The 19,373-nt window shown below is 68.5% G+C and carries 14 protein-coding genes and 2 pseudogenes; 12 read left to right on the top strand and 4 right to left on the bottom strand.

Features of this window, described 5'->3' with window-relative positions:
• Positions 1 to 7: 7 nt before the first annotated feature.
• Positions 8 to 463: a hypothetical protein gene (locus OHU35_RS41185; protein WP_189730065.1), complete on the bottom strand. Its 456-nt coding sequence runs from the start codon at positions 461 to 463 to the stop codon at positions 8 to 10.
• Positions 464 to 868: 405 nt separating this feature from the next.
• Here OHU35_RS41185 and OHU35_RS41180 point away from each other — a divergent pair, with 405 nt between their 5' ends.
• From OHU35_RS41180 to OHU35_RS41140, 9 genes and pseudogenes are all read left to right on the top strand, one after another.
• Positions 869 to 1,633, top strand: coding sequence for a TnsA-like heteromeric transposase endonuclease subunit (locus OHU35_RS41180; protein ID WP_405509092.1), 765 nt, complete (start codon positions 869 to 871; stop codon positions 1,631 to 1,633).
• The gene (locus OHU35_RS41175) at positions 1,630 to 3,894 is read left to right on the top strand and encodes a transposase (protein ID WP_405509090.1); all 2,265 of its coding nucleotides are present in this window, start codon (positions 1,630 to 1,632) and stop codon (positions 3,892 to 3,894) included. Before OHU35_RS41180 ends, OHU35_RS41175 begins: the two co-directional genes overlap by 4 nt.
• Positions 3,872 to 5,140, top strand: a complete 1,269-nt coding sequence (locus OHU35_RS41170; RefSeq protein ID WP_405509089.1) for an AAA family ATPase — start codon at positions 3,872 to 3,874, stop codon at positions 5,138 to 5,140. Before OHU35_RS41175 ends, OHU35_RS41170 begins: the two co-directional genes overlap by 23 nt.
• Positions 5,133 to 6,986, top strand: coding sequence for a TniQ family protein (locus tag OHU35_RS41165; RefSeq protein WP_405509087.1), 1,854 nt, complete (start codon positions 5,133 to 5,135; stop codon positions 6,984 to 6,986). The genes OHU35_RS41170 and OHU35_RS41165 overlap by 8 nt, the downstream gene beginning before the upstream one ends.
• Positions 6,987 to 7,426: 440 nt before the next feature.
• A complete protein-coding gene (locus OHU35_RS41160; RefSeq protein WP_405509085.1) occupies positions 7,427 to 8,905 on the top strand; it encodes a helix-turn-helix domain-containing protein in 1,479 nt (492 codons plus the stop codon).
• Between the two features lie 208 nt (positions 8,906 to 9,113).
• Complete coding sequence (locus OHU35_RS41155) at positions 9,114 to 9,572, top strand: peptidoglycan-binding protein (RefSeq protein WP_387539661.1); 459 nt, start codon at positions 9,114 to 9,116, stop codon at positions 9,570 to 9,572.
• A 427-nt stretch (positions 9,573 to 9,999) separates the two neighbouring features.
• Positions 10,000 to 12,231, top strand: a complete 2,232-nt coding sequence (locus OHU35_RS41150; RefSeq protein WP_405509083.1) for a glycoside hydrolase domain-containing protein — start codon at positions 10,000 to 10,002, stop codon at positions 12,229 to 12,231.
• A complete protein-coding gene (locus tag OHU35_RS41145; protein WP_405509081.1) occupies positions 12,228 to 12,917 on the top strand; it encodes a hypothetical protein in 690 nt (229 codons plus the stop codon). The genes OHU35_RS41150 and OHU35_RS41145 overlap by 4 nt, the downstream gene beginning before the upstream one ends.
• A 251-nt stretch (positions 12,918 to 13,168) precedes the next feature.
• Positions 13,169 to 13,309 (top strand): annotated as a pseudogene (locus tag OHU35_RS41140) (peptidoglycan-binding protein); the annotation flags it as partial.
• A gap of 1,022 nt (positions 13,310 to 14,331) precedes the next feature.
• On the opposite strand, the gene tpg reads toward OHU35_RS41140, so the two are convergent.
• Entirely contained in the window at positions 14,332 to 14,889 is a 558-nt protein-coding gene (gene tpg, locus OHU35_RS41135; RefSeq protein WP_405509080.1) for a telomere-protecting terminal protein Tpg, read from the bottom strand.
• A gap of 247 nt (positions 14,890 to 15,136) precedes the next feature.
• Between tpg and OHU35_RS41130 the strand changes: the two genes are divergently transcribed.
• The 3 genes from OHU35_RS41130 (at position 15,137) to OHU35_RS41120 (ending at position 16,602) form a co-directional block, all read left to right on the top strand.
• Positions 15,137 to 15,400 (top strand): hypothetical protein, encoded by a 264-nt coding sequence (locus OHU35_RS41130; protein ID WP_189730069.1) that lies wholly within the window; start codon positions 15,137 to 15,139, stop codon positions 15,398 to 15,400.
• An 84-nt stretch (positions 15,401 to 15,484) separates the two neighbouring features.
• Entirely contained in the window at positions 15,485 to 15,883 is a 399-nt protein-coding gene (locus OHU35_RS41125) for a transposase family protein (protein ID WP_405509077.1), read from the top strand.
• 248 nt (positions 15,884 to 16,131) lie between these two features.
• Positions 16,132 to 16,602 (top strand): hypothetical protein, encoded by a 471-nt coding sequence (locus tag OHU35_RS41120; RefSeq protein ID WP_189730071.1) that lies wholly within the window; start codon positions 16,132 to 16,134, stop codon positions 16,600 to 16,602.
• Between the two features lie 736 nt (positions 16,603 to 17,338).
• On the opposite strand, the pseudogene OHU35_RS41115 reads toward OHU35_RS41120, so the two are convergent.
• Positions 17,339 to 18,337 (bottom strand): annotated as a pseudogene (locus OHU35_RS41115) (IS481 family transposase).
• Between the two features lie 8 nt (positions 18,338 to 18,345).
• Positions 18,346 to 19,362, bottom strand: a complete 1,017-nt coding sequence (locus OHU35_RS41110; RefSeq protein ID WP_189730075.1) for an NADPH:quinone oxidoreductase family protein — start codon at positions 19,360 to 19,362, stop codon at positions 18,346 to 18,348.
• Positions 19,363 to 19,373: the final 11 nt, after the last annotated feature.

Raw genomic sequence — 19,373 nt, 5'->3', positions numbered from 1 at the left:
TCGCGCCTCACGGGCGGACGGCGAACCGCCCGTCGGGACGCTTGTGCAGCCAGCCGCGATCGGCCAACTTGGTCAGCTTCCCGCGCAGCGGCTCCAGTTTGCCCCGCACCCCGGTATCCAGCCCGATCGCCTCACCGACCTGGCGGACCGTGACGGGCCCGCCCGCGTCACGCACTGCGGCGAGAATGCGCTGGTACTCCGGTGGGAGCACGGTCTCGGTGACCTCCGGCGCGCGGTGCGGGATCAGCAGCACCCCTTTCCCACCCACCTGCGCGACAGTCGGCGCCGTTACGGCTCGTTCGGCGGCGATCTGCTCGCCCATCCGGGTCAGCACCCGCTCGGCCGCGGCGAGGTCATCGCGCTCGGCCCGCACCTCCGCCAATTGCTTGACCAGATGTTCTTCCAGATCGTCCAACTCCGCGCGGCGTACTGAGATCCGCTCGGTCACCTCGGGATCCACCATGCGCCGGATCGTAGGGAAGAGGGCGAGGCAGCGGACCGGAACAGGCGAACCGCCCTGCCAGATGATCTACATGCTGGACACTGCCCCACCACCAGCCCGAACAGCCCCACCCACCATCACGCCAGGGCCCTGAGCCGAAGCTCAGGAGTTGTCACCAGCGGGACCGGCTGAGCTGGTGAATGGGGACGGTCGAGGCAGCCTGGTTGTCACAAACGAGGCATCCGACTTGTCACAGACGCTCATTCAGCAGTCTTTCTGTCACCAGAAACGAAGATCGGGAGCCTGAGGTTCTCCGTGACGCTTCCATGAGCTCATGGCGGCTACACGTGCTGGGTCGGGAAGGTTCGTAGAAACCGCTGACGCCGGGTCCGTCTGGTCGCATCGGTGCAGCTGGGAGGACCTTTCGTGTCGACGGACGTCGATGCGGGCAGGCCTGGCCTGGATCTGGGTGACGGCTGGACGAGGCGGTGGGCGGTCTCGTGGCGGGCGGATGGTGACGACGCGTCGTGCTCGGTGCACGATCTCGTACAGGAGCCGGTGCTCACGAGCGACCCGATGCGGCACTTCACCTGGCGCCGGGACCAGCGGCACCGTCCTGGCCTGCAGTTCCTGACCAGCACCGGCCGTCACCACGGCGCGGAGAGCCTGGAGGAGAGCCGGGTGCTGCTGGCCCTGGACTTCGCCGGCGACGTGGTCGACGTCGTCTCACAGCCGCTGAAGATCTCCTTCACAACCTGCGGGAAACGCCGCTCCCACACCCCTGACTACCTCGCGGTGACCCGCCACGGCGTCTGGCTAATCGACGTACGCCCCGAGCCTTTGATCAAGGAGTCGGACCGGGAGTCGTTCGCCGCGGCCGCCGAGGTCGCCGTCGCCTGCGGCTGGCACTACGCGGTGGCCGCCCGCTGGCGCGAGCACGCCTTCGCCGGCCTGGACGCGATGGCGTCGCGGCGCCGGCTGAAGTCCGATCCGCTGGGGCTACGGCCGGTGCTGCTCGCCGAGGCCGGGGGCAGACGGAGGTTCGGCGAGCTCGCGGCGGCGACGGGCTGCGAACCGGTCGCCCGGGCCCAGCTGCTGCACCTGCTGTGGTCCCGGCAACTGGGCATCGACCTGGCCGGCCCGCTCCAGGACCGCTCGCTCGTGATGCCCGCTCGGGAGGCGGGCCGGTGACCGCGGCGGCGGTGCTGGACCTTTCCCCCGGCGCCGGGCTGGTGCTGGACGGGACGGAGTGGACGGTCGAGCGGCGCGAACCGCACCTGGGCCGGGTGCAGTTGGTGAAGGACGACGGCACCCGCGAGCGGGTGACCTTCCGGTTCCTGGCCAACCATCCGCAGTGCCGGTCCTCGTCGCGGACGTCGGCGGCGGGGGCCGATCGGGGCCGCCAGCGCAAGGCGTCCGAGGACCTGAGAGCGGGCCGGCTGGAGCTGACCGAGCTGCGGATGGCTCACCTGCTGGAAGTGGCGACCGGGTTCCGCTCCGGTGACCCGTTCCACCCGGGCCCGGGTGAGCCGAGACCGGAGTACGACCCGGCGACGACGACGCTCACCGAGCGCCGGCACGCGAAGGTGGCAGAGCTCGCGGCCCTGGATCCGCAGCACGCGAAGCTGCTGGGGCTGGGCTCGGTCGGCTACCGCACGCTGATCCGGTGGGAGAACGCCCGACGCCGGTTCGGGCTGGTCGGCTGCGCGGACGACCGCTGGCTGCGCCGCAGCGGCGGGACACGGACGGTTTCCGAGCCCGTGAGGGAGGGCGTCCTGGCGGTCCGCGAGGAGACGAAGCGGATGGCGAAGGTGTCGATGCGGACCAAGGACCGCATGATCCGCCAGTACGTCCGCGAGGAGTTCGGGCCCGAGACGAAGGTGCCCAGCTACGACACCCTGCGCCGGCTCTGGCAGGAGTGGTTCGGCCCCGGCGGCGCCCGGCAGCGCTACGCGCGATCGGCCGATCTGCCGGAGTCGGAGGGGCACGTCCTGGTGCACCGGCCGGGCCAGGTCGTCGCGCTGGACACCACGGTGCTGCCGGTCATGGTCCGCGAGCACGTCTTCGGCGACCCGGTGAAGATGCACCTCACCCTGGCCCTGGACGTCTGCACGCACTCGCTGGTCGCCTTCCGGCTGACGCTGGTCTCCGACACCTCGGTCGACGTCGCGATGGTGCTGCGGGACGTGACGATGCCGCTGCCGATGCGGGCGGACTGGGGCGAGGACCTGGAATGGCCCTACCCCGGGCTGCCGGCCGCAGTGGTTGCCGAGTTCGCCGGGCACGCGGTGGCGGGCCTGCCGTTCTTCACCCCGGAGACGGTGACCACCGACCACGGATCGGTCTATCGCAACCACCACCTGGTCGAGGTCGAGCGGGTGCTCGGCTGCCAGGTCCTGCCCGCGCGGGTGCTGCGGCCGACCGACAAGGCCGCCGTCGAGCGGGCTTTCGGCGTGATCCGGCAGCTGCTGTTCGAGCACCTGGTCGGCTACACCGGCGTCGACGTCGCCGACCGCGGGGCCGACCCGGCCGCGGACACAGTGCTGACGGCCGACCAGCTCGAGCACCTGATCGCCACCTGGATCGTCGCCGTCTGGCAAAAGCGCAAGCTGGGCGAGTACGCCCCGGCCTGGGATCCGGACGGCTCGCACAGCCCGAACTCACTGTTCGCGGCGTCGTTCGCACAGACCGGCTTCGCGATGGACATCCCCTCCCCGGAGCTGTTCTACGAGCTGCTGCCCGCCCACTACGTCCGCATCGACAAGCGCCGCGGGGTGAAGATCCGCGGACTTTGGTACGACGACGCCGACGTCCTGCGGGACTACCGCGGAGAACTGTCGACACGGGGCGGCAAGCACAAGGGCAAGTGGCTCATCCGCCGCGACCCGCGTGACCGGCGCCAGGTGTTCTTCCAGGACCCGATCAGCCATGCCTGGCACCCGCTGCCCTGGACGGGCATGCCGCGGGCCGGGCAGATGCCGGCCTTCGGAGACGCGCGGGCCAGCACCCTGCTCACGAAGGCCGACGCGGCCGGGCTGAAGCCGAAGTCGGACGCCGAACTGCTGCCCGTGCTGCTGGAGCTAATCGGCTCGAACATCCCGGTCAGCAAGTGGCCGACCCAGATGACGAAGTCCCAGCGCACCGAGCACGCCCGCGAGACGTACCAGGCCAGGGCCGCGCAGGCCGACCGGTCGCCGAGCCCGCCCGCACCGATCCCACAGCCCGCCTCCGCTCCTGCTGGGGAGGAGACGGCGGCTGTGCTGAGCTGGCCGGGCCGGGCCCGCCAGACGCAGGACACGGTCGCCGGTGAACGACGCCGGCGGCGGGAGGCGGCACGACCCGCGCCCGTCCCGCCGCCCGAGCTGGGCCACAGCTTCCGGGCCCGAAGCGTGTTCGTCCTGCCCGAGGACGACCTGGAGGAGGACCGTGGTGGACCAGACGTCGCCCGATGAGCACGCGGTCGTCCCGTTCCTGCGGGCCGGCCCGCCGCCCGACCGCACCCGTTGGGAGGGCTGGCAGCAGTGGCGGAAGATCCGCGGCGCGTTCGCGCCCGCATTGCGTCTGAGCCTGGCCGAATACCAGAGCCTGAGCCCCCGGCGGCGGGCCCTGCACGACCTGCATCGCACCGCGACGCACGTGAACATGCGGCTGCAGGAGACGCCGATGAGCGCGCGGGTCGCGAACCTGATGCGCGGCCGGCTGCAGAACAACGCGGTGAAGTTCATGCCCGGCACCCGCGACGGCCTGATGATCAACGGCGGCGGGTTCCAGGGCAAGACCGAGACCGCCTGCGACGCGGCCGCGTCCTTCGAGGACGTCTGGCGTGAGGTCCACCACCAGCTGCTGCCCGGCCCCACCCCCGGCACCCGGGACGTGTTCGTGCCCGTGGCCTACTGCCGCCTGCCGGTCCGCGCGACCCCCAAGGGCCTCTGCAAGGCGATCTTGAACGTCTACGGCAACCCGCACCCCGGAACGCTGGACGACCTGGTCAGAGCGGTGCGGGACGCGATCCGGGACCATCACACCACTGCCCTGCTGATCGACGACATCACCCGGCTCCGGCTCCACCGCGAGGACGACCAGGACACCCTCGACCTGATCCGCGAACTGATGGACCTCAACGTCACCCTCATCCTGATCGGCGTGGACATCCCCGGCTCCGGACTCCTGCGCGGCGCCTACGTCGACCAGCGCACCGGACAGTGGGTCTTCCCCGACAACGAGCGGGGCGGGCGGCACAACGCCGCGGCGGCCACGCAGACGGGCCGCCGGTTCGACATGGTCGAGCTCGATCCGTTCGACTACTCCACCCCGGCTGGCATCACCGCCTTCCTCGACCACCTGGCCGGCATCGAGGACCAGCTGCGGCTCCTGCGGCCCTTCGAGGGCATGCTGACCACCGGCGAGATGCCCGAGTACCTCTTCGGCCGCACCCGCGGCGTCGTCGGCCTGCTGCGGCGGCTGATCGAGGACGGCTGCACCGAAGCGATCCTCACCGGCGAAGAACGCCTCACCCCCGAGCTGCTCGGAAAGACCACGATCCACCTCGGCAACCTGGGCGGCCTCGACCCCGGCGCCGGTGAGGTCCCCGACATCCCGCAGAACACCGCCCCGCCCACAAAGTCCAAGCCCCGCCGCCGGCGCGGACGCAACACGGTCCTCGACGACCGCGGGAACAGGCCGGCCGCGGGTGACTGACGCGACCACAGGCGCTGGGCTGCGGCCCTTCGGCCGCAGCCTCGACCCGCTGGAGGGCGAGTCCCTGGCCGGGTTCGTCCTGCGCCTGGCCCACCGTCTGCACGTCTCGCCCCACGAGCTCGCCCGGCTGACCGGCCTGACCAACCACGACCGGCTCGGGCGGGCCCGGGCATCACTTTCGACCTTGCTGACCCCAGCCGAGATCAGCCGTTGCGCCCGCACAACCCGGCTGGACCCCCGGGAAGTGCGCGCGATGACGCTGCAGCCCCTCGCCTCCCGCTATCCGCCGGCCGCCCGCAGCCTCGACGACATCCGGGCCGGGAGGGTCTACTCCATGCACACGGACGGATGGCTGTTCGCCACCACCGCCCGCTACTGCCCCCGCTGCCTCGCCGGCGACGGCTCCGACATCCAGAACGCTCACGGCGGTCCCTGGCAGATCCTCTGGCGTCTGCCCGTGGTCTTCGCCTGCCCTCTCCACAAGGTGTTCCTGGAACACCTCTGCCCCCGCTGCCACAAGCCGATCAACTTCAGCAGCAGAACGCAGTTGTTCCCCCGCCCCGCCGCCACCGGGATTCACCCCGCCCACTGCCGGTCCTCCACGCCGCAGGACGTCCCGACCAGCCGGCCCGGCGCCCCATGCGGGGCGCCGCTCGCGCACGACCCAGTGCACCACCACCGGCCCGGCCCCGCTCTGCTCGAGCTCCAGCGCAAGATCCTCGGACTGCTCGGCCCCGGCCGGCCGAAACGGCGAGCACAGCAGTACTTCACCGAGCTCATCCTGCTCGCCGGACTGGTCATGATCTGCTGGCCGCGCATCCAGGCGGTCGGCACCACCCGCCAACTCGCCGCGGCCGTCGACCGGCACCTCGCCATCCACGAGGGAGCCGACTCCCGTCCCTACCGCTCCAGCGGGGCACCCGTCGACGCCCTTGCCTGCGCCGGTCTCCTCCAGGTCACCGATCACATCCTGACCGCCGGCGACCTTCGCGAAGCACTCGCCCCGCTCGCGCCCGAGGAGAACCGGACCCGCAGCGGAATCCCGCCCACGCGGCACCTGATCTGGGACAAGAACTTCAAGAAGCAGCGCAGCGCATGCTCCGAGCGCTTCCAGCTCGCCGCCGACACGATCGTTCCCACCTTCCGGCGCACCGGCAAAGGCGGACTCCGCCTCCCCTCCACTGGTGCCGGCCTACAACCCGAGCACGTTCCCGCGTGCTTGCCCCAAGCCCTTGCCGAACGCCACCTCAGCTTCCTCTCGGACATCACCCCTAAGATGCGCCGACGCACGGCCGCGGTCTTCCTCGTCCGGCGCGCACGCGGCGGGAGCCTGAACGATGCCGCCCAGTTTCTCGGGATCAACACCGAGAACAAGAGGATCGGCTACACGCAGCTGCTGAACCGCCACCTCCGTACCAGCGGCACGGCCCGCGACTTCGAACAAGCCCTCGACGCCATCACCGCCGAGCTCATTGCAGGTCCCGCCATCGACTACCGACACCGACGCGATGCCCTCGCCACCTGGACGCTGGAACCCCAGAACTGGCAGCACATACTCACCCAGCTCCCGGACCTCACCAGCCACCGAAAGCCCCTCAGCGACGACCGCAGACGCCTGGCCGTCAGCGCCTACATCTGGACCCGCGTCACCGAAGGCCAACCCGACTTCGCACCCTGCCCGCCACACATCGCCCTCGACCCCGCACTACGCGCCGTCTGGACCCGGGAGCGACACAACGTGTTCCACTGGCTCTGCACAACTGACCACCAGCCTTACTACGGCGCCCTCAAGCCGCTGCTCGAAGACCACGCCGAGCACCTGGCCAAGGAGATCGACAGACTCTGAGCTTCAGCGTGATGGGGAAGATGGGGATGGGCAAGGTCAGGACCGCGCGGCACGCGGAAGTCGTGGGCGAGGGAGAACATGGCGCCGGCGGCGAAGGTGTGCCCCTGCGTGATGTTGTGGGCGCCGGAGAACGTGACGGCCCGGTGCCGGAACGCGGCCGCGGGGATCGCGCGTTCGTCTTCCAGGGCCTCGGTGTTGGCGAGCCGGAGTGGCTGGGACGGGCTTCGGTGGGAGCATCGGGACGGGCCGACGTTGCGCACCTGCGGGGGAGGCGTTCGTCGTCCTGTTGACGGAAGGTTTCACCGTTGGAGCGGGCGCTGCGTGAGCGGGTCGGCCAGGCGCGCAAGGAGCACCGTGCGGAGATCCGCCGGTACTTCAGGTTCCGGTGGTGCGTGCTGGCTGACTCGGACAGGCGGCCGACAGGTTGGCGGGGGAGGGGCATGCCGATACCTCAGGTGCTCGATGAGTTGTTGCGTCAGCTGAGACCTCGTGTCGGTCAGGATGCCGATCTTGATCCGCAGGCGCTGATCGATTGGTTGGGACGGCAGCTCGGCGCGGAGATCGCCCTGGTCGACCGCGCGGGCAAGGTAGAGGTGTCCACTGCCCGGCTTGCGCCGGACATCCTTGCCGGTCTCCAGCCGGTGCTGACGCAGTTGTCAAGCGGACAGCTGGCCGCTGCGGCCTCGCAGGTGGGCGTGTTCCATGTGCGGTGCGAAGCGCTCGGACGGCAAGTGCCGCGTCCGGTGCTGGTGGTGGGCAGCCCGTTCCCGCTGGCGCGGGAGGCGCTGGTGCTGGCGTCCCATGTCGGCGCCGTGGTCGAGGTGTCGCGACGTGTCCGGCAGGCCGACGACCTCGCACTGCGCTACCAGCAGGCGGCAGCGCGGCTGCGTCTGGCGGTCTTCACGGCCCTGATGGCTGGAGAACTGACGCTGGCCCGCCGGATGACGGCCGGTGCCGTTCCGCCGTTGCTAGACGCTGAACGTCTGCGCATCCACCTGCTGCGCTGCCCGCCCTCAGACCGCGGCAGGCTCATCGACGCCTACCAGGATGCGTCCGGCTATCACGGTCGCGGCCTGATGGTGCGATGCCCCGTCTACGACCACCACCTCATCTGTCTCCTGCCCGCGGACCACGACGGCGACAGCGTGGACGGCGGCCTGGCCGCGCCCTTGAGGTTGCTGGTACGAGACAACCCGCACTACGCGCTCGGCATCAGCGCCCCCGTGCCCCTGTCGGCCACTGCGCAGGCCTACGATCAAGCCCGCCATGCCCTGGCCGTCGCCGGCCACACACTCGAACGGGTCGCCGACTACCACGGCCGGCCACCGCTGGCCGGGCTGCTCCCCCGTCGGCAAGCCGTCGCCTGGGCCCGGGCCTTCCTGGAGCCGATGAGGGAGGCCCCCCGGCTCACCCTCGACATCACCAGCCTTGCCCTGAACTTTCCCCGCTCCGGTGTGGCGCGGCTGCTCGACGTCAGCCGCAACACCGTCACCGCCCATCTCAGACGGGTCCAAGACGCCCTCGGCCTCGACCTGCAGGACCCCCGCAGCCGCGCCGAACTCGCCCTGGCCCTGGCGATCACCGACCTTCCGCTACCCGACGGCAACGCCGCAGCCGAGCATGTGCCAACGTTTTCGGTGGACTGTCTGCTGTCCACCGAAGCGGCCATCACCTGGGCCCACGCCTTCCTCCAACCCCTGCGGCTCGGCACGGACCGCACCGTGCAACAGACCCTGCGAGCCTGGATCGAAGCCGGCACCGATGCCCAGCGAACGGCCCAAAACCTCGGCATCAGCCGCACCACCGTCCGCGCCCACCTGCGCACCGCCGAACAGCACCTGAAACGCAGCCTCCAGGCCCCTGGCCCCGGCCCCCACGAACTCATCCACGCGTTCCGCATCGCCGACCGTGCACCGTGAACAGCCGCCACCCCGCAACTGCGCACCGTGCGCATTGCTGCCATCCCCAGCCCTCCCTACAGTCTGCTTCACCCGGCTGCGACTGCGCCTGGGGCGATCTGCAGACGACAACGACGAAATGTGCGCTCCGCGGCCTCTCGTCGTCCCCGTATGCCGACTATCAACTGGCGCCGCCTCCACGCGACGTGACACGACAGGACGAGACTTCATGGAGATCAACCGCACCCTCCGCACCAGAGCGACGGCTCTCGCCGTAGGAGTGACCCTGCTGTCCGGCGCAGCCGTGGTCGGCACCGCCGGGCCGGCCGCGGCCGCGAGCGGCTGCAACGCGACCTATACCAGCGCCAAGAGCTTCATCGAGTGGCGCGGGGAGGCACGCATCCCCGCCTGGAGCGACGGCACCTACCTGAGTCTCAACTGCTCGATGCAGGAGGGGTCCTCCGGCGCTGGTGTCAGGGCGCTGCAACTGACCCTCAACAAGTGCTACCGCGAATCGTTGGACGTGGACGGGGACTTCGGGCCGCGGACACGTGACGCGCTCAAGCGAGCGCAGGCCAGGGAGCACATCTCGGTGGACGGCGGCTACGGCCCGCAGACGCGCAACGCGCTCGCGTGGTACTACAAGCCGGTCACCGCCATGGGCTCCGACGAGTGCAGCCGGCTCTGACGAGCTGGCGCTCAGAGCGAAGCGACTATCCGCACCGGCGGAGCGGACCGGAGCGAGAGTGAGCCTCTTCAGCGCGGCCAATGGAACGGGAGCCCCATCGATTCCCGCTCCCGCCGGTGCGCGGTAGCGGTCGGCCGCTCCCGCCCGCCGGCCACCCGGCGACTCCCCCGCTCCGCCCGGCGCACCGCGCGTCGCGCGCTGCGCAGACGAACCTGAACCGTGGAGGATGTGCATGTCGGAAGACCCGAATATCTTGGCTGCTCAGCAGTGGCTCAACGCAACCTACGCGAACGCACCCGGCTACGTGCCGTGCGAGCCAAACGGCAAAACGGGCTGGGCAACGGTGGACTGCCTCACCCAGGCACTCCAGCACGAACTGGGGATCTCCCCCACCGTAAAGAACTTCGGGCCGGGCACCGTTGCGGCGGTGAGACAGCGCTACCTGTTCCCCGACCAGGAGACCAACCAGAACATCATCCGCATCTACAGCGCCGCCCTGTGGTGCAAGGGCTACTACGGCCCGGCGCATCCCGCCATATGGGACTTGAGAGCCAGGACCTCCCTCGCCGAGCTCTACAACGACATCGGTATCGACTATCGCGAGCCCCTCGACGCAGACCTGTGGGCCCGCGTCACCCGTTCGCTGCTTCGCATGGACCAGTTCCGTACCGTGGCCGGCGGCGACGGCACCACCAAGCGCATCCAGCAGCACCTCAACCGGCGCTACGTCCAGCAGATCCGCATCCCCGCCATGAACCTGGTGCCGACCGACGGCATCTACTCGCGCGACGTGCAGCAGGGGCTGATGCTGGCGGTCCAGTACGAACTCGGTCTGGACAAGGCCACCATCAACGGCAATTTCGGCGACGGTACAAAGCTGGCCCTGAGGACCAAGGGCACCGGCGACGACCTGCCCTACAACCTGCGGGTGCTGTTCCGTGCCGCCTGCTGGTTCAACTCCCCCACCTGGGACAGCAATGGCAGCGCCGTCCACTTCCACCCCGAGAACGTGCTCGACGAAGACCTCTGGCCCGCCATCGAGGACTGGGTGCACACCTTCCAGAGGTTCTCCCAGATCGCCACCGATGCCGAGAACTACAACTTCCAGACCTGGGCCCAGCTCCTCGTCTCCTGCGGTGACACCATGCGCGATGCCTTCGGCTGCGACACCGCCGCGTACACGAGCATGGAACGCGCCCAAGCCCTCCGGGACAGTCGCTACCTGATCATCGGCCGGTACCTGGACGAGCACCTCGACCCCGACGACGAGCACTACCTCGGCAAGGCGCTCAAGCCCGGCGAGGCGCAGGACATCATCAACGGCGGGCTCCGGCTGTTCCCGCTGTTCCAGTACAACGGCACCCAGCTGTTCAACTTCAACGAGGCAAAGGGGTACGACCAGGGGCTCAAGGCCGACGCCAAGGCCAGGGAGCACGGCATCCCGCACGGCTCCTGCATCTACTTCGCCGTGGACTACGACGCCCAGGACCACGAGATCACCTCGAACGTCGTGCCGTATTTCCACGGCGTACGCACAGCCCTCGAGAGGAGCGGCGCCCGCTACGTCTTCGGCGTGTACGGCACCCGCAATGTCTGCGAGCGCGTCTCCCGCGAGGCCGGTGCCCGCTGGTCGTTCGTCTCGGGCATGTCCTGGGGATACTCCGGGAACCTCGGCTACCCGATGCCGCACAACTGGTCGTTCAACCAGATCCGCGAGTACGACTTCCAGGCCGGCTACGGCCTCGACGCCAACGTCTGGCGGTGGGCAGGCGACCAAGGGGTGTCCAGACTCGACTCCGCAGGCCAGAGCGATCAGAGTCTGCGGGGGTACATCGACTTCGTGAAGAGCGTCGAGGGCGTCATCTCCACCATGGGATCCGGACCCCCCCGGGGTTCGGTGATCGACGCGACGCTCGCCTTCCTGCGCTCCGCCGAACCGAACTACCGCGAGCGAATATGGGCGGCCGTCCTGGGCGCCATCTGGCAGGAGGTCACGGATGCCTGCGCGGCCGAGGGCATAAGGCCGGAAGACAGGCGCACCTACTACGACCCGCGGGCGAACCACAACATCACCATCGCGCACTTCGGCGCCGCCACCGAGGGCCACTACGCCCACCCCGGCAGCGGCACCGACGTGACGATAGGAGAAGGCTGCGGATGGGCGGGGGACATCCTCAACGCCTACACGCAGTGGCGTGAGAACCACCGCTCGATGTCCGGCGAGGACTTCTGCGTCCAGGTCGTCGGATCCGCCACGGTCGAATCCCGGTTCGGCAGTGACAACCTCATCGCCGACGTCGACGCCTACAACCTCTCCCAGATCCTGTTCGGCACTGACGGCGAGCCCGGTGGCGGGGACGACCGGCTGCTGTCCGACGCCCTGTTCACGTATCACTTCTGGGATGGACCGAACCGCTCGGCGAAGCGGTTCACCCACTTCTACGAGAGCCGGTTCGGCGGCAGCGCCGCCACGTTCCGGGCGGCCGTGCGAAACGTGCTGCTGGATTTCGAGCCCTGGTCCTTCTTCGACTTGTTCAAGTGGAAGTTCCTGCCCGACGAAGACCAGTGGCCGGACAGGATCCCCTCGGACCAGCTCGACTCGTTCGTCGAGGGATTGCACACCGTCATCACCCGACGTATGGAAGGGGAATCGGCGTGAGTCGCACCTTCACGCGGCGGAGCGTCCTCGCCGCCGGCGCAGGCACCGTCGCCGCCGCCTGGATCGGCCAGACCGCATCGGCCGCCGCCGCGCCGGACGCGTCGTCCGGGAAGCGGGGCCCGTGGACCGGGAAGAGATCCGCGAACGGCTGGAGCATCGATCCCGGTGCCGTCAGCCAGCATCAGGTGGAGGGGGCGTCGGCCGCCGTGATGCTGCGGGACGGTCCCGCGGCCGCCGTGCTGCTGCACGTCGCGCGGCGCTGGCACTACGAGATCGCGCCGCTCGACACCGGCGAAGGCGGGGGCGTCAGCGGGCATACGACCAGTCGGGCCGTCGCCGCGGCGTACGAGTCGAACTACCTCTCGGGCACCGCGCTCTGCTTGCACCCCGCCGCGTACCCCCTGGGCGGGTCCGAAGGACTGTGGCCGCACCATGAGTTGATCGTGCGGGACATCCTCCTGGACTGTGCGGGCACGGTCGTCTGGGGCGGCGACCTCGCCCCCGTGAAGCCGTCGCACTTCCAGATCGCCGTGGGGCCGGGGAGCGAGGAGCTGGAGCGTGTTGCCGAGCGGCTTGTGCCGCCGCCCGGCGCCACGCGGACTCCTGTGGCGGGGGCGGTCGAGGATCCCGCCCAGCCCGCCCGGCGTGTCAAGGCGCTCCGCCTCTCACGTACGCAGAGACGTTGATCCGATGGAGGGTGCCGCGTTCACGAGGTTCTCCGCGACCACGTGGAGTGCCTACACCGACTCGAAGAGGAGGCTGGGGGTGTGTCGGACTCGGCGGCGAGGTCGAGGTATGCGGCAAGCAGTCGGATGAGCGCCGCGTCGAACGGGAGGAGCGCCGCATGGACCCGGGACAGATCCGTGAACGGCTGGCCCATCGCCCCCGGATCATCGGCCGGTATCTGGACGAGCACCTGGCGCCCGACGACGACTCGATCGACGGGATCGTCGGCACCAACACGATCAAGGCGCTGCAGCGCATGCTGCGGGGCCACGGCTACAACGGTCCGATCGACGGCATCGCCGGGGACGGCACCAGGGCCGCGTTCGCGAAGTTCGCCGACGTCCACGGTTGAACTGTACGCGCCTGCCTCACCTCATTACGGGAGAGGTGAGGCAGGCGCGCTCGTCTTCAGCGTGACGCGGACGGTGTGGCCGGAGTCGGCGTGGCCGAGGTCGGCTTCAGGGCTCCTTCGCAGTGGGGCCAGTCGCTGAAGTCGCGCTTGCGGCTCCGTAGCTTTCGAGCGGCCTGGAAGTTCCTTTCGAGGCCAAGCGTCTTGGCTGGCGTGCCACCCAGTTCGCTGAGGCGCGCGTCGGAGATCTGGAGCAGCGGTTTCTGGAGCCGTCGGTGTTCGGCAGGATGTGAAGGGGATCCAGGAAGGACTGGCAGCCGGTGATGGCGTCGTCCGGGATCTCCATGCAGACCTCGCGGACGGGCTGGGCGGACTTTCTGCGGCGACCAGGTCTCCATGCGTACACGCGACTCGAGGAGGGCCTTCTTCGTCGGGTCCCCGACGATCCCGCGCGGCCGTCCTGCAGTCCTGGCTCGACTCCCCCGCCACCGGTGAGATCTTCTTCCGCTCCGAGGTCTACCGCGCCGTCGTGAAATCCCGCTACCGCACCCTGGAGCACCTGCGCCAGATCCCCGCCGACGAAATACTCGCCCGCCACGAACCCGAAGTCGCCCTGAAGATCCGTCTGGACCACTGCGGGCGCAGCACCGACCGGTGGGGGGCACTCGCCGCCGCCATGACCTTCGACTACGACGGCGAGAAGATCACCTTCGGAGGGCTCCTCGACTCCTTGGCCGGCACGACCGCGCGGCCAGGCTGCTGCAGTGGTCAACCTGGCGCAGACGCCACCAGGCAACAGCCCGGCACAGCCACTACCGAAAGCGATCCGTCGACGCACCCGCCAGATAGATCACGAAACCGCACTGGAGCACTAGGAAGCCGAACACAGGTGACCACAGTTGTCGACCTGTCGCGCTCAGGGCCCAACCGCCCACAACACCGTCGGTGACAACCAGCCTGCCTATGTGACGACCATCGCGCTTCGGCTCAGGCCCGCGACCAGCCGAAATCAAGATGGCGGAGGCTCAGTAGTCGAGATCCAGGTAGTCGATGTCATTAATGACCACGTCCGACAGTCCCATGGCGCGGAGCCCACCGTCCTGGAAATACACGTCCTTGAATCCGTCGGCGATGATCCCACGCATCCCCTGGTCGCTGGCACCAGCGTCGCGGGCCTCGAACAGACGCTGTGCATAATCCGGGGGGAGGTGCACGGTGAGTCGCCGGAAGCGTCCGTCGTCGGTCGTGCCGATCGGCGCGGTGTAGCCGAACCCGGCCCTCGTCTCCACCGTGATCCCGCCCGTGGCTGCGGCCTGCCGTCGCCGGCGCTTGCGTACCTCAGGCTGCCGGCGAGCACGTACCGCATCGTCGATCTTCGTGGCGACGTCGGAGCGGGGGTGCTTGCGGGCGCCGCGCCGGTAGCGGTTGACGGAGTCGGCGGTGACACCGATTTCCCGGGCGACGGCCTTCGCGCTGCCCAACTGCCGGATCAGGTAGCCGATCCGGCCCTTGAGCGTCTTGGGCGGCTCGCGGGTGAAGCCCTCCCTGTCGGCCCGCTCGATGGCGTCCTCGATTGCTCCCACGGTGCTACTCGCCTTCGTCCCCTTTCCTTGATCATTTCAGGCGATGCGCCGCTGAAGTGTGCCTCCAAGCGATTGTCCTGTGCCATCCAGGCTTGAGCGCATGCCAGCGAAGCTTGCGCGGACGCTCGTCGGTGCCATCGAAGTTTGATCAAGCTGGTCACCAACCTGTGCAGCGGACATGAAGGTGCCACGTGCGCCAGCGACAGACGATGCGTGACCACGGCGTCATACGGCTCGTTCCTGGATCGTGAAGACCACGCTTATCAAGCTCGCGACCACGTCCGCGATGGCCCTCGTCGTCACTTCGACCGCCGCGATCCCCGCCGATGCAGCGTCCCGCCACCCTGTCCAATCCTCGCCCGCACCTATCCCCCAAACCATCTGCAAAGTCAGCGGCATCCTCGGGTGGTTCGGGGGCATGGTCGGCGGCAATGACGTGTGCGGCGACAATTACGACGACCAGCCCTACCGCTCCCGCAACGACCACGCGTTCCCCGAAGTCTCTATCTGAGAGAGCGCCCGGCGATCAGGCGCACGGCCGGGGGCGCATCTGGGTGCAGCTGATCAAACTTCGTTGGCACCCGCTCAGGGTTCGATGGCACGGGACAGCGATATTTGGCAATCTCTCGAACTCTTTCCCCGTCTCTTTGCCGCCTGCGACTACACGGACCTTCGCGCCCGTCTGGAGGCCTGGCCTGCCTGTGACCGGCCGCGCCGACATCCCCGAAGTTCGGGATACGTCGGGCTCGACGACAGCGGTCCCGACGCCGATCCGGCGGTGATCACCAGCTACAAGGCAGCCAGGAACCGGCCACTGACGCGAAGACAGAAGCTGTCCTACAAAGCCCTCGCCGCAGTACGGGCGCCGGCCGAGCACGGCTTCGCCCACCTGAAGAACTGGCGGGTCCTCGGCAAGGTACGCACCGACCCGAAGTGGGCGACCACGCTGGTGAGGGCTCTGCTGGTCCTGACGAACCGCGAAGTCTCCCGGTGACCGACGATCTTCACCGAAGTCATCCGCCCGCGACCAGCACGAGTATCCCGGACATCACACACACCAGACCCGTGACCTGCAACGTCACGATGCACGGTGCTCACTGGACGAGGTGGCAGGCGTGGACGCATCGCCAGGAATCTGTGGACTCTGTGCGTTGGCGTGCCTACCGGGGTGTCTCTTAGCGTCATCGAAAGCGAGCCGATGTCCGTCATGGCTCAATGGAACGACCATGAGGAGAAATACAGATGCGATTGACGTTGCGGCGGTCCGCGAAGGCGTCGGCGGTGCTGGGAATCGGGGCGGCACTGGCCCTCTCCCTGCCGGGGCAGGCTTTCGCGCTGACCAAGATTGGACACAACGTCGGTGACCTGCCGGATGTCCGAATGCGGTGTACATCCCAGCCGCAGGACCTCGATCCTGCCGGAATCGTCTGTTTCGTGCCGGACGGTGATCGAGTGTACGTCTGGGACAGCCGTGCCGACGGCCACCGGACGGTCGCGCAGTTGCAGAGTGCGTCCACCAACGATCCCAAGTGGTGGGAATGCCATGACACGGACGGAGCGGGCAACGGATGGAGTCTGTGTAACTTCAACATGCCGGAGAACATGATGATCCACGCGCAGGCGGTATCACGCGAGGGCGCCTGCGGTCCCCGGCAGGGGTGCACGGACCGCAACAAGGCCAGCAGCATGCCGATCGCGACATCCACGTCCTGAGCGGCAGTCAGGACGCGCGGAAGAGATCTCATACCTACGAGCGGTCAAGCGTTCCTGCCGTCGTTCAGGACGGCGGCGTCCGGCGCGGTGGAAACCTCAAGCCGGGGGACGGTCACTTTTCTGGGCTCCCCAGTGAGCACCGTGCATCGTGACGTTGCAGGTCACGGGTCTGGTGTGCGTGATGTCCGGGATACTCGTGCTGGTCGCGGGCGGATGACTTCGGTGAAGACCGTCGGTCACCGGGAGACTTCGCGGTTCGTCAGGACCAGCAGAGCCCTCACCAGCGTGGTCGCCCACTTCAGGCCGGTGCGTACCTCCCGGGCTTGACCTGCAAGACTCGACGGCGGGATGCGTTTCTCGTGGTCCCGTGAATCGTTGATCACAACATGAAGCCACGCAGCGCACTCGGGGCCCTCGCCCTCGTGACCATGCCCTTGTTCCTGGCGACTCCCGCCCAGGCCGCCGAACCCGAAGCCCCGGTGTCCCTCAGCGGCGCCCCGGCGACTCGCAACGGAGGGCCGGTGGGCCCCGGTCTGAGCGAGCTCGTCGCGATTGCAGAAGGCATTCTTCGGAAATACGGCATCTGAGCGCGCTGACGGCCGGTAGTGGTAGCAGGCGCGCATCTGCCCATTGGCTTTGTCGCTGAAAGCCGGTTCTGGCTCAGCTTCTGTGGCCAGTGACGGAGAGCTACTAGGTCGGCCCACCTGTTCAATCACATCACCCTTGCCCCAGACGGTTAGCTGTATGAGGCCAGGACGTTGGTTACGCCTGCGCGTAGTCGCAGGCTGGCGGTTGGCCTCCCCGCGCTGTGGGGGCGGTGGTAGTTGTAGTGGATGTTCCAGACGCCGAGGGCGTCGCGGCGTTGATCTTCGGAGACCCAGTTGCGGGCGTAGAGGAACTCTTCGGCGATGATCCGGTTGTAGCGTTCCACCTTGCCGTTGTGGCGGGGCGTGTACGGCGTGATGCGTTGGTGTCGCGCGCCGAGCATGGCCCGGGCGAACCCGTTGGCGCGGTAGCAGGCGCCGTTGTCCGTGACGATGCGTTCGATGTGAACGATGCCGTGGGCTGCGAACCAGACCCTGGCCCGGTGCAGGAACGCGATGGCGGTGATGGCCTTCGCGTCGGGCAATGCTTCGGTGTAGGCAAGTCGGCTGAAGCCGTCGACGGCGGAGTGCAGGTAGACGTAGCCGCCGCGTGTTCCCTTGTTCTTGCGTCGCTCGACGGTCTTGGCCTGGTGACTTCCGCGTCCATGGATCCGCCAGCCACCATCGTCCGGGATCCGGCCGACCTTCTTCACATCGATGTGGACCATGTGTCCCGGACGGCGAGCGGTAATCTTCCGCGATTCCCGGTTCGTTTCACTGCTGGGATCGATGAACCGGCGCCGATTCAGACCGAGGGCATGCAGATGCCGCGACACGGTGCGACGACTGAGTGAGATCCCCTCGGCCTGGAGTTCAAAGGCGATCCGGGACGCTGACCACTTCTCAGCACGGCGGAGTGCCTCGATCCTGGCCACAACGTCAGGATTCATCGCCGTCGGCTGACGCCGAGGTGTTGAGGAACGGTCCAGCAGACCGAGTTCACCATGCTGACGATAGCGGTTGACCTATTTCGACGCGCAGGCACGGGAGATCCCCATCTCGGCTGCCACGTGGGCAATCGGGCGGTTCTGACAGCGCTGCACGAGCCGAAGTCTCCCTTCGGGGGACAGCGGAGCATTCCGATGAAGCACAGGCGTTCCTAGCGCCAGGGATCGAGGGCGAACTTGCCCCAGGTCTGGCCCGCTTCGAGTTGCTGCAGCACTGCCGGCCCCTTGGCCAGGGGATGCACGTGGGGAGTACCGGGTGAGTACACGCCGTCGGCGATAAGGGCCTCGATCTCGACGAGCAACGACTGGTAGAGGGACGGGGCCGCGACCGCCAGTGCGCCGATGTGCAGACCCTTGACTTGGACCGGGTGGGTGAAGACCAGGTCGTGGGTGGTGAGGGTGGCGTCGCCGGAGGCGGCGCCGAACACGACGATGCGTCCGGTGAAGGGTTTGGCGACGGACAGGCTGGTCTTGAACGTGGCCTGTCCCACTGATTCCAGGACCAGATCGACACCGCCGGTCAGGCGGGTGATCTCCTCGGCCAGATCGGGGCGTCGACTGTCCAGGACCTCGTCGGCGCCGAGCTCTTTGACAGTGTGATGCTTCTCCGGTGAGGCCGTGGCGATCACGCGTGCACCGTAGTGGCGGGCGAGGCGGACGGCGGCCTGCCCGACGCCGCCGGCCGCGGCATGTATGAGGGCTACCTCACCCGTCTTGATCTCGCCCAGCGGCTTCAGTGCCGCCAAGGCGGTGGCCCAGTTCAGCACCAGGCCGAGGGCTTCGGCATCACTCCAGCCGGACGGCACGGGAAGCACACCCGCGGCCGGCATCGTCATGTACTGCGCGAAGGCGCCCGGTCCGGCTCCCACTACATGGGTGCCGAGCTGTAGCGGAGTCTCGACGTCCGGGCCGACCGCCACGATCTCGCCGGCGGCCTCGAAGCCCGCCACGTAGGGAGCCTGTGGGCCTCCTCCGTAGGTGCCGTGAGTCTGCATGACATCGGCGAAGTTGACCCCGGCGGCCCCGACGCGGATCAGGTACTCGCCGGGCCCCGGGGTGGGGCGGCGGTGATCGGTCGTGAGAGCCAGGTCCTTCGGTCCCCGGTGCGAGTGCTGGACCAGTGCCCGTACGGTCTGCACGACGGTGTTCTGCTGCTTGTTGACCTCCATGCACCGAACGT

Origin of the sequence: Streptomyces purpurascens (genome assembly GCF_045040895.1) — a bacterium.
In the GTDB taxonomy this organism is placed as follows: Bacteria; Actinomycetota; Actinomycetes; order Streptomycetales; family Streptomycetaceae; genus Streptomyces; species Streptomyces purpurascens.
The sequence above is the reverse complement of the archived record's forward strand: the minus strand, read 5'-3'. Positions and strand labels throughout refer to the sequence as shown.

Bases quoted from the DNA above. Each gene is read 5' to 3' on its own strand.
- OHU35_RS41185 (WP_189730065.1), bottom strand. From the start codon at position 463: ATGGTGGATCCCGAGGTGACCGAGCGGATCTCAGTACGCCGCGCGGAG.
- OHU35_RS41160 (WP_405509085.1), top strand. From the start codon at position 7,427: ATGCCGATACCTCAGGTGCTCGATGAGTTGTTGCGTCAGCTGAGACCT.
- OHU35_RS41155 (WP_387539661.1), top strand. From the start codon at position 9,114: ATGGAGATCAACCGCACCCTCCGCACCAGAGCGACGGCTCTCGCCGTA.
- OHU35_RS41125 (WP_405509077.1), top strand. From the start codon at position 15,485: ATGGCACGGGACAGCGATATTTGGCAATCTCTCGAACTCTTTCCCCGT.
- OHU35_RS41120 (WP_189730071.1), top strand. From the start codon at position 16,132: ATGCGATTGACGTTGCGGCGGTCCGCGAAGGCGTCGGCGGTGCTGGGA.
- OHU35_RS41110 (WP_189730075.1), bottom strand. From the start codon at position 19,362: ATGGAGGTCAACAAGCAGCAGAACACCGTCGTGCAGACCGTACGGGCA.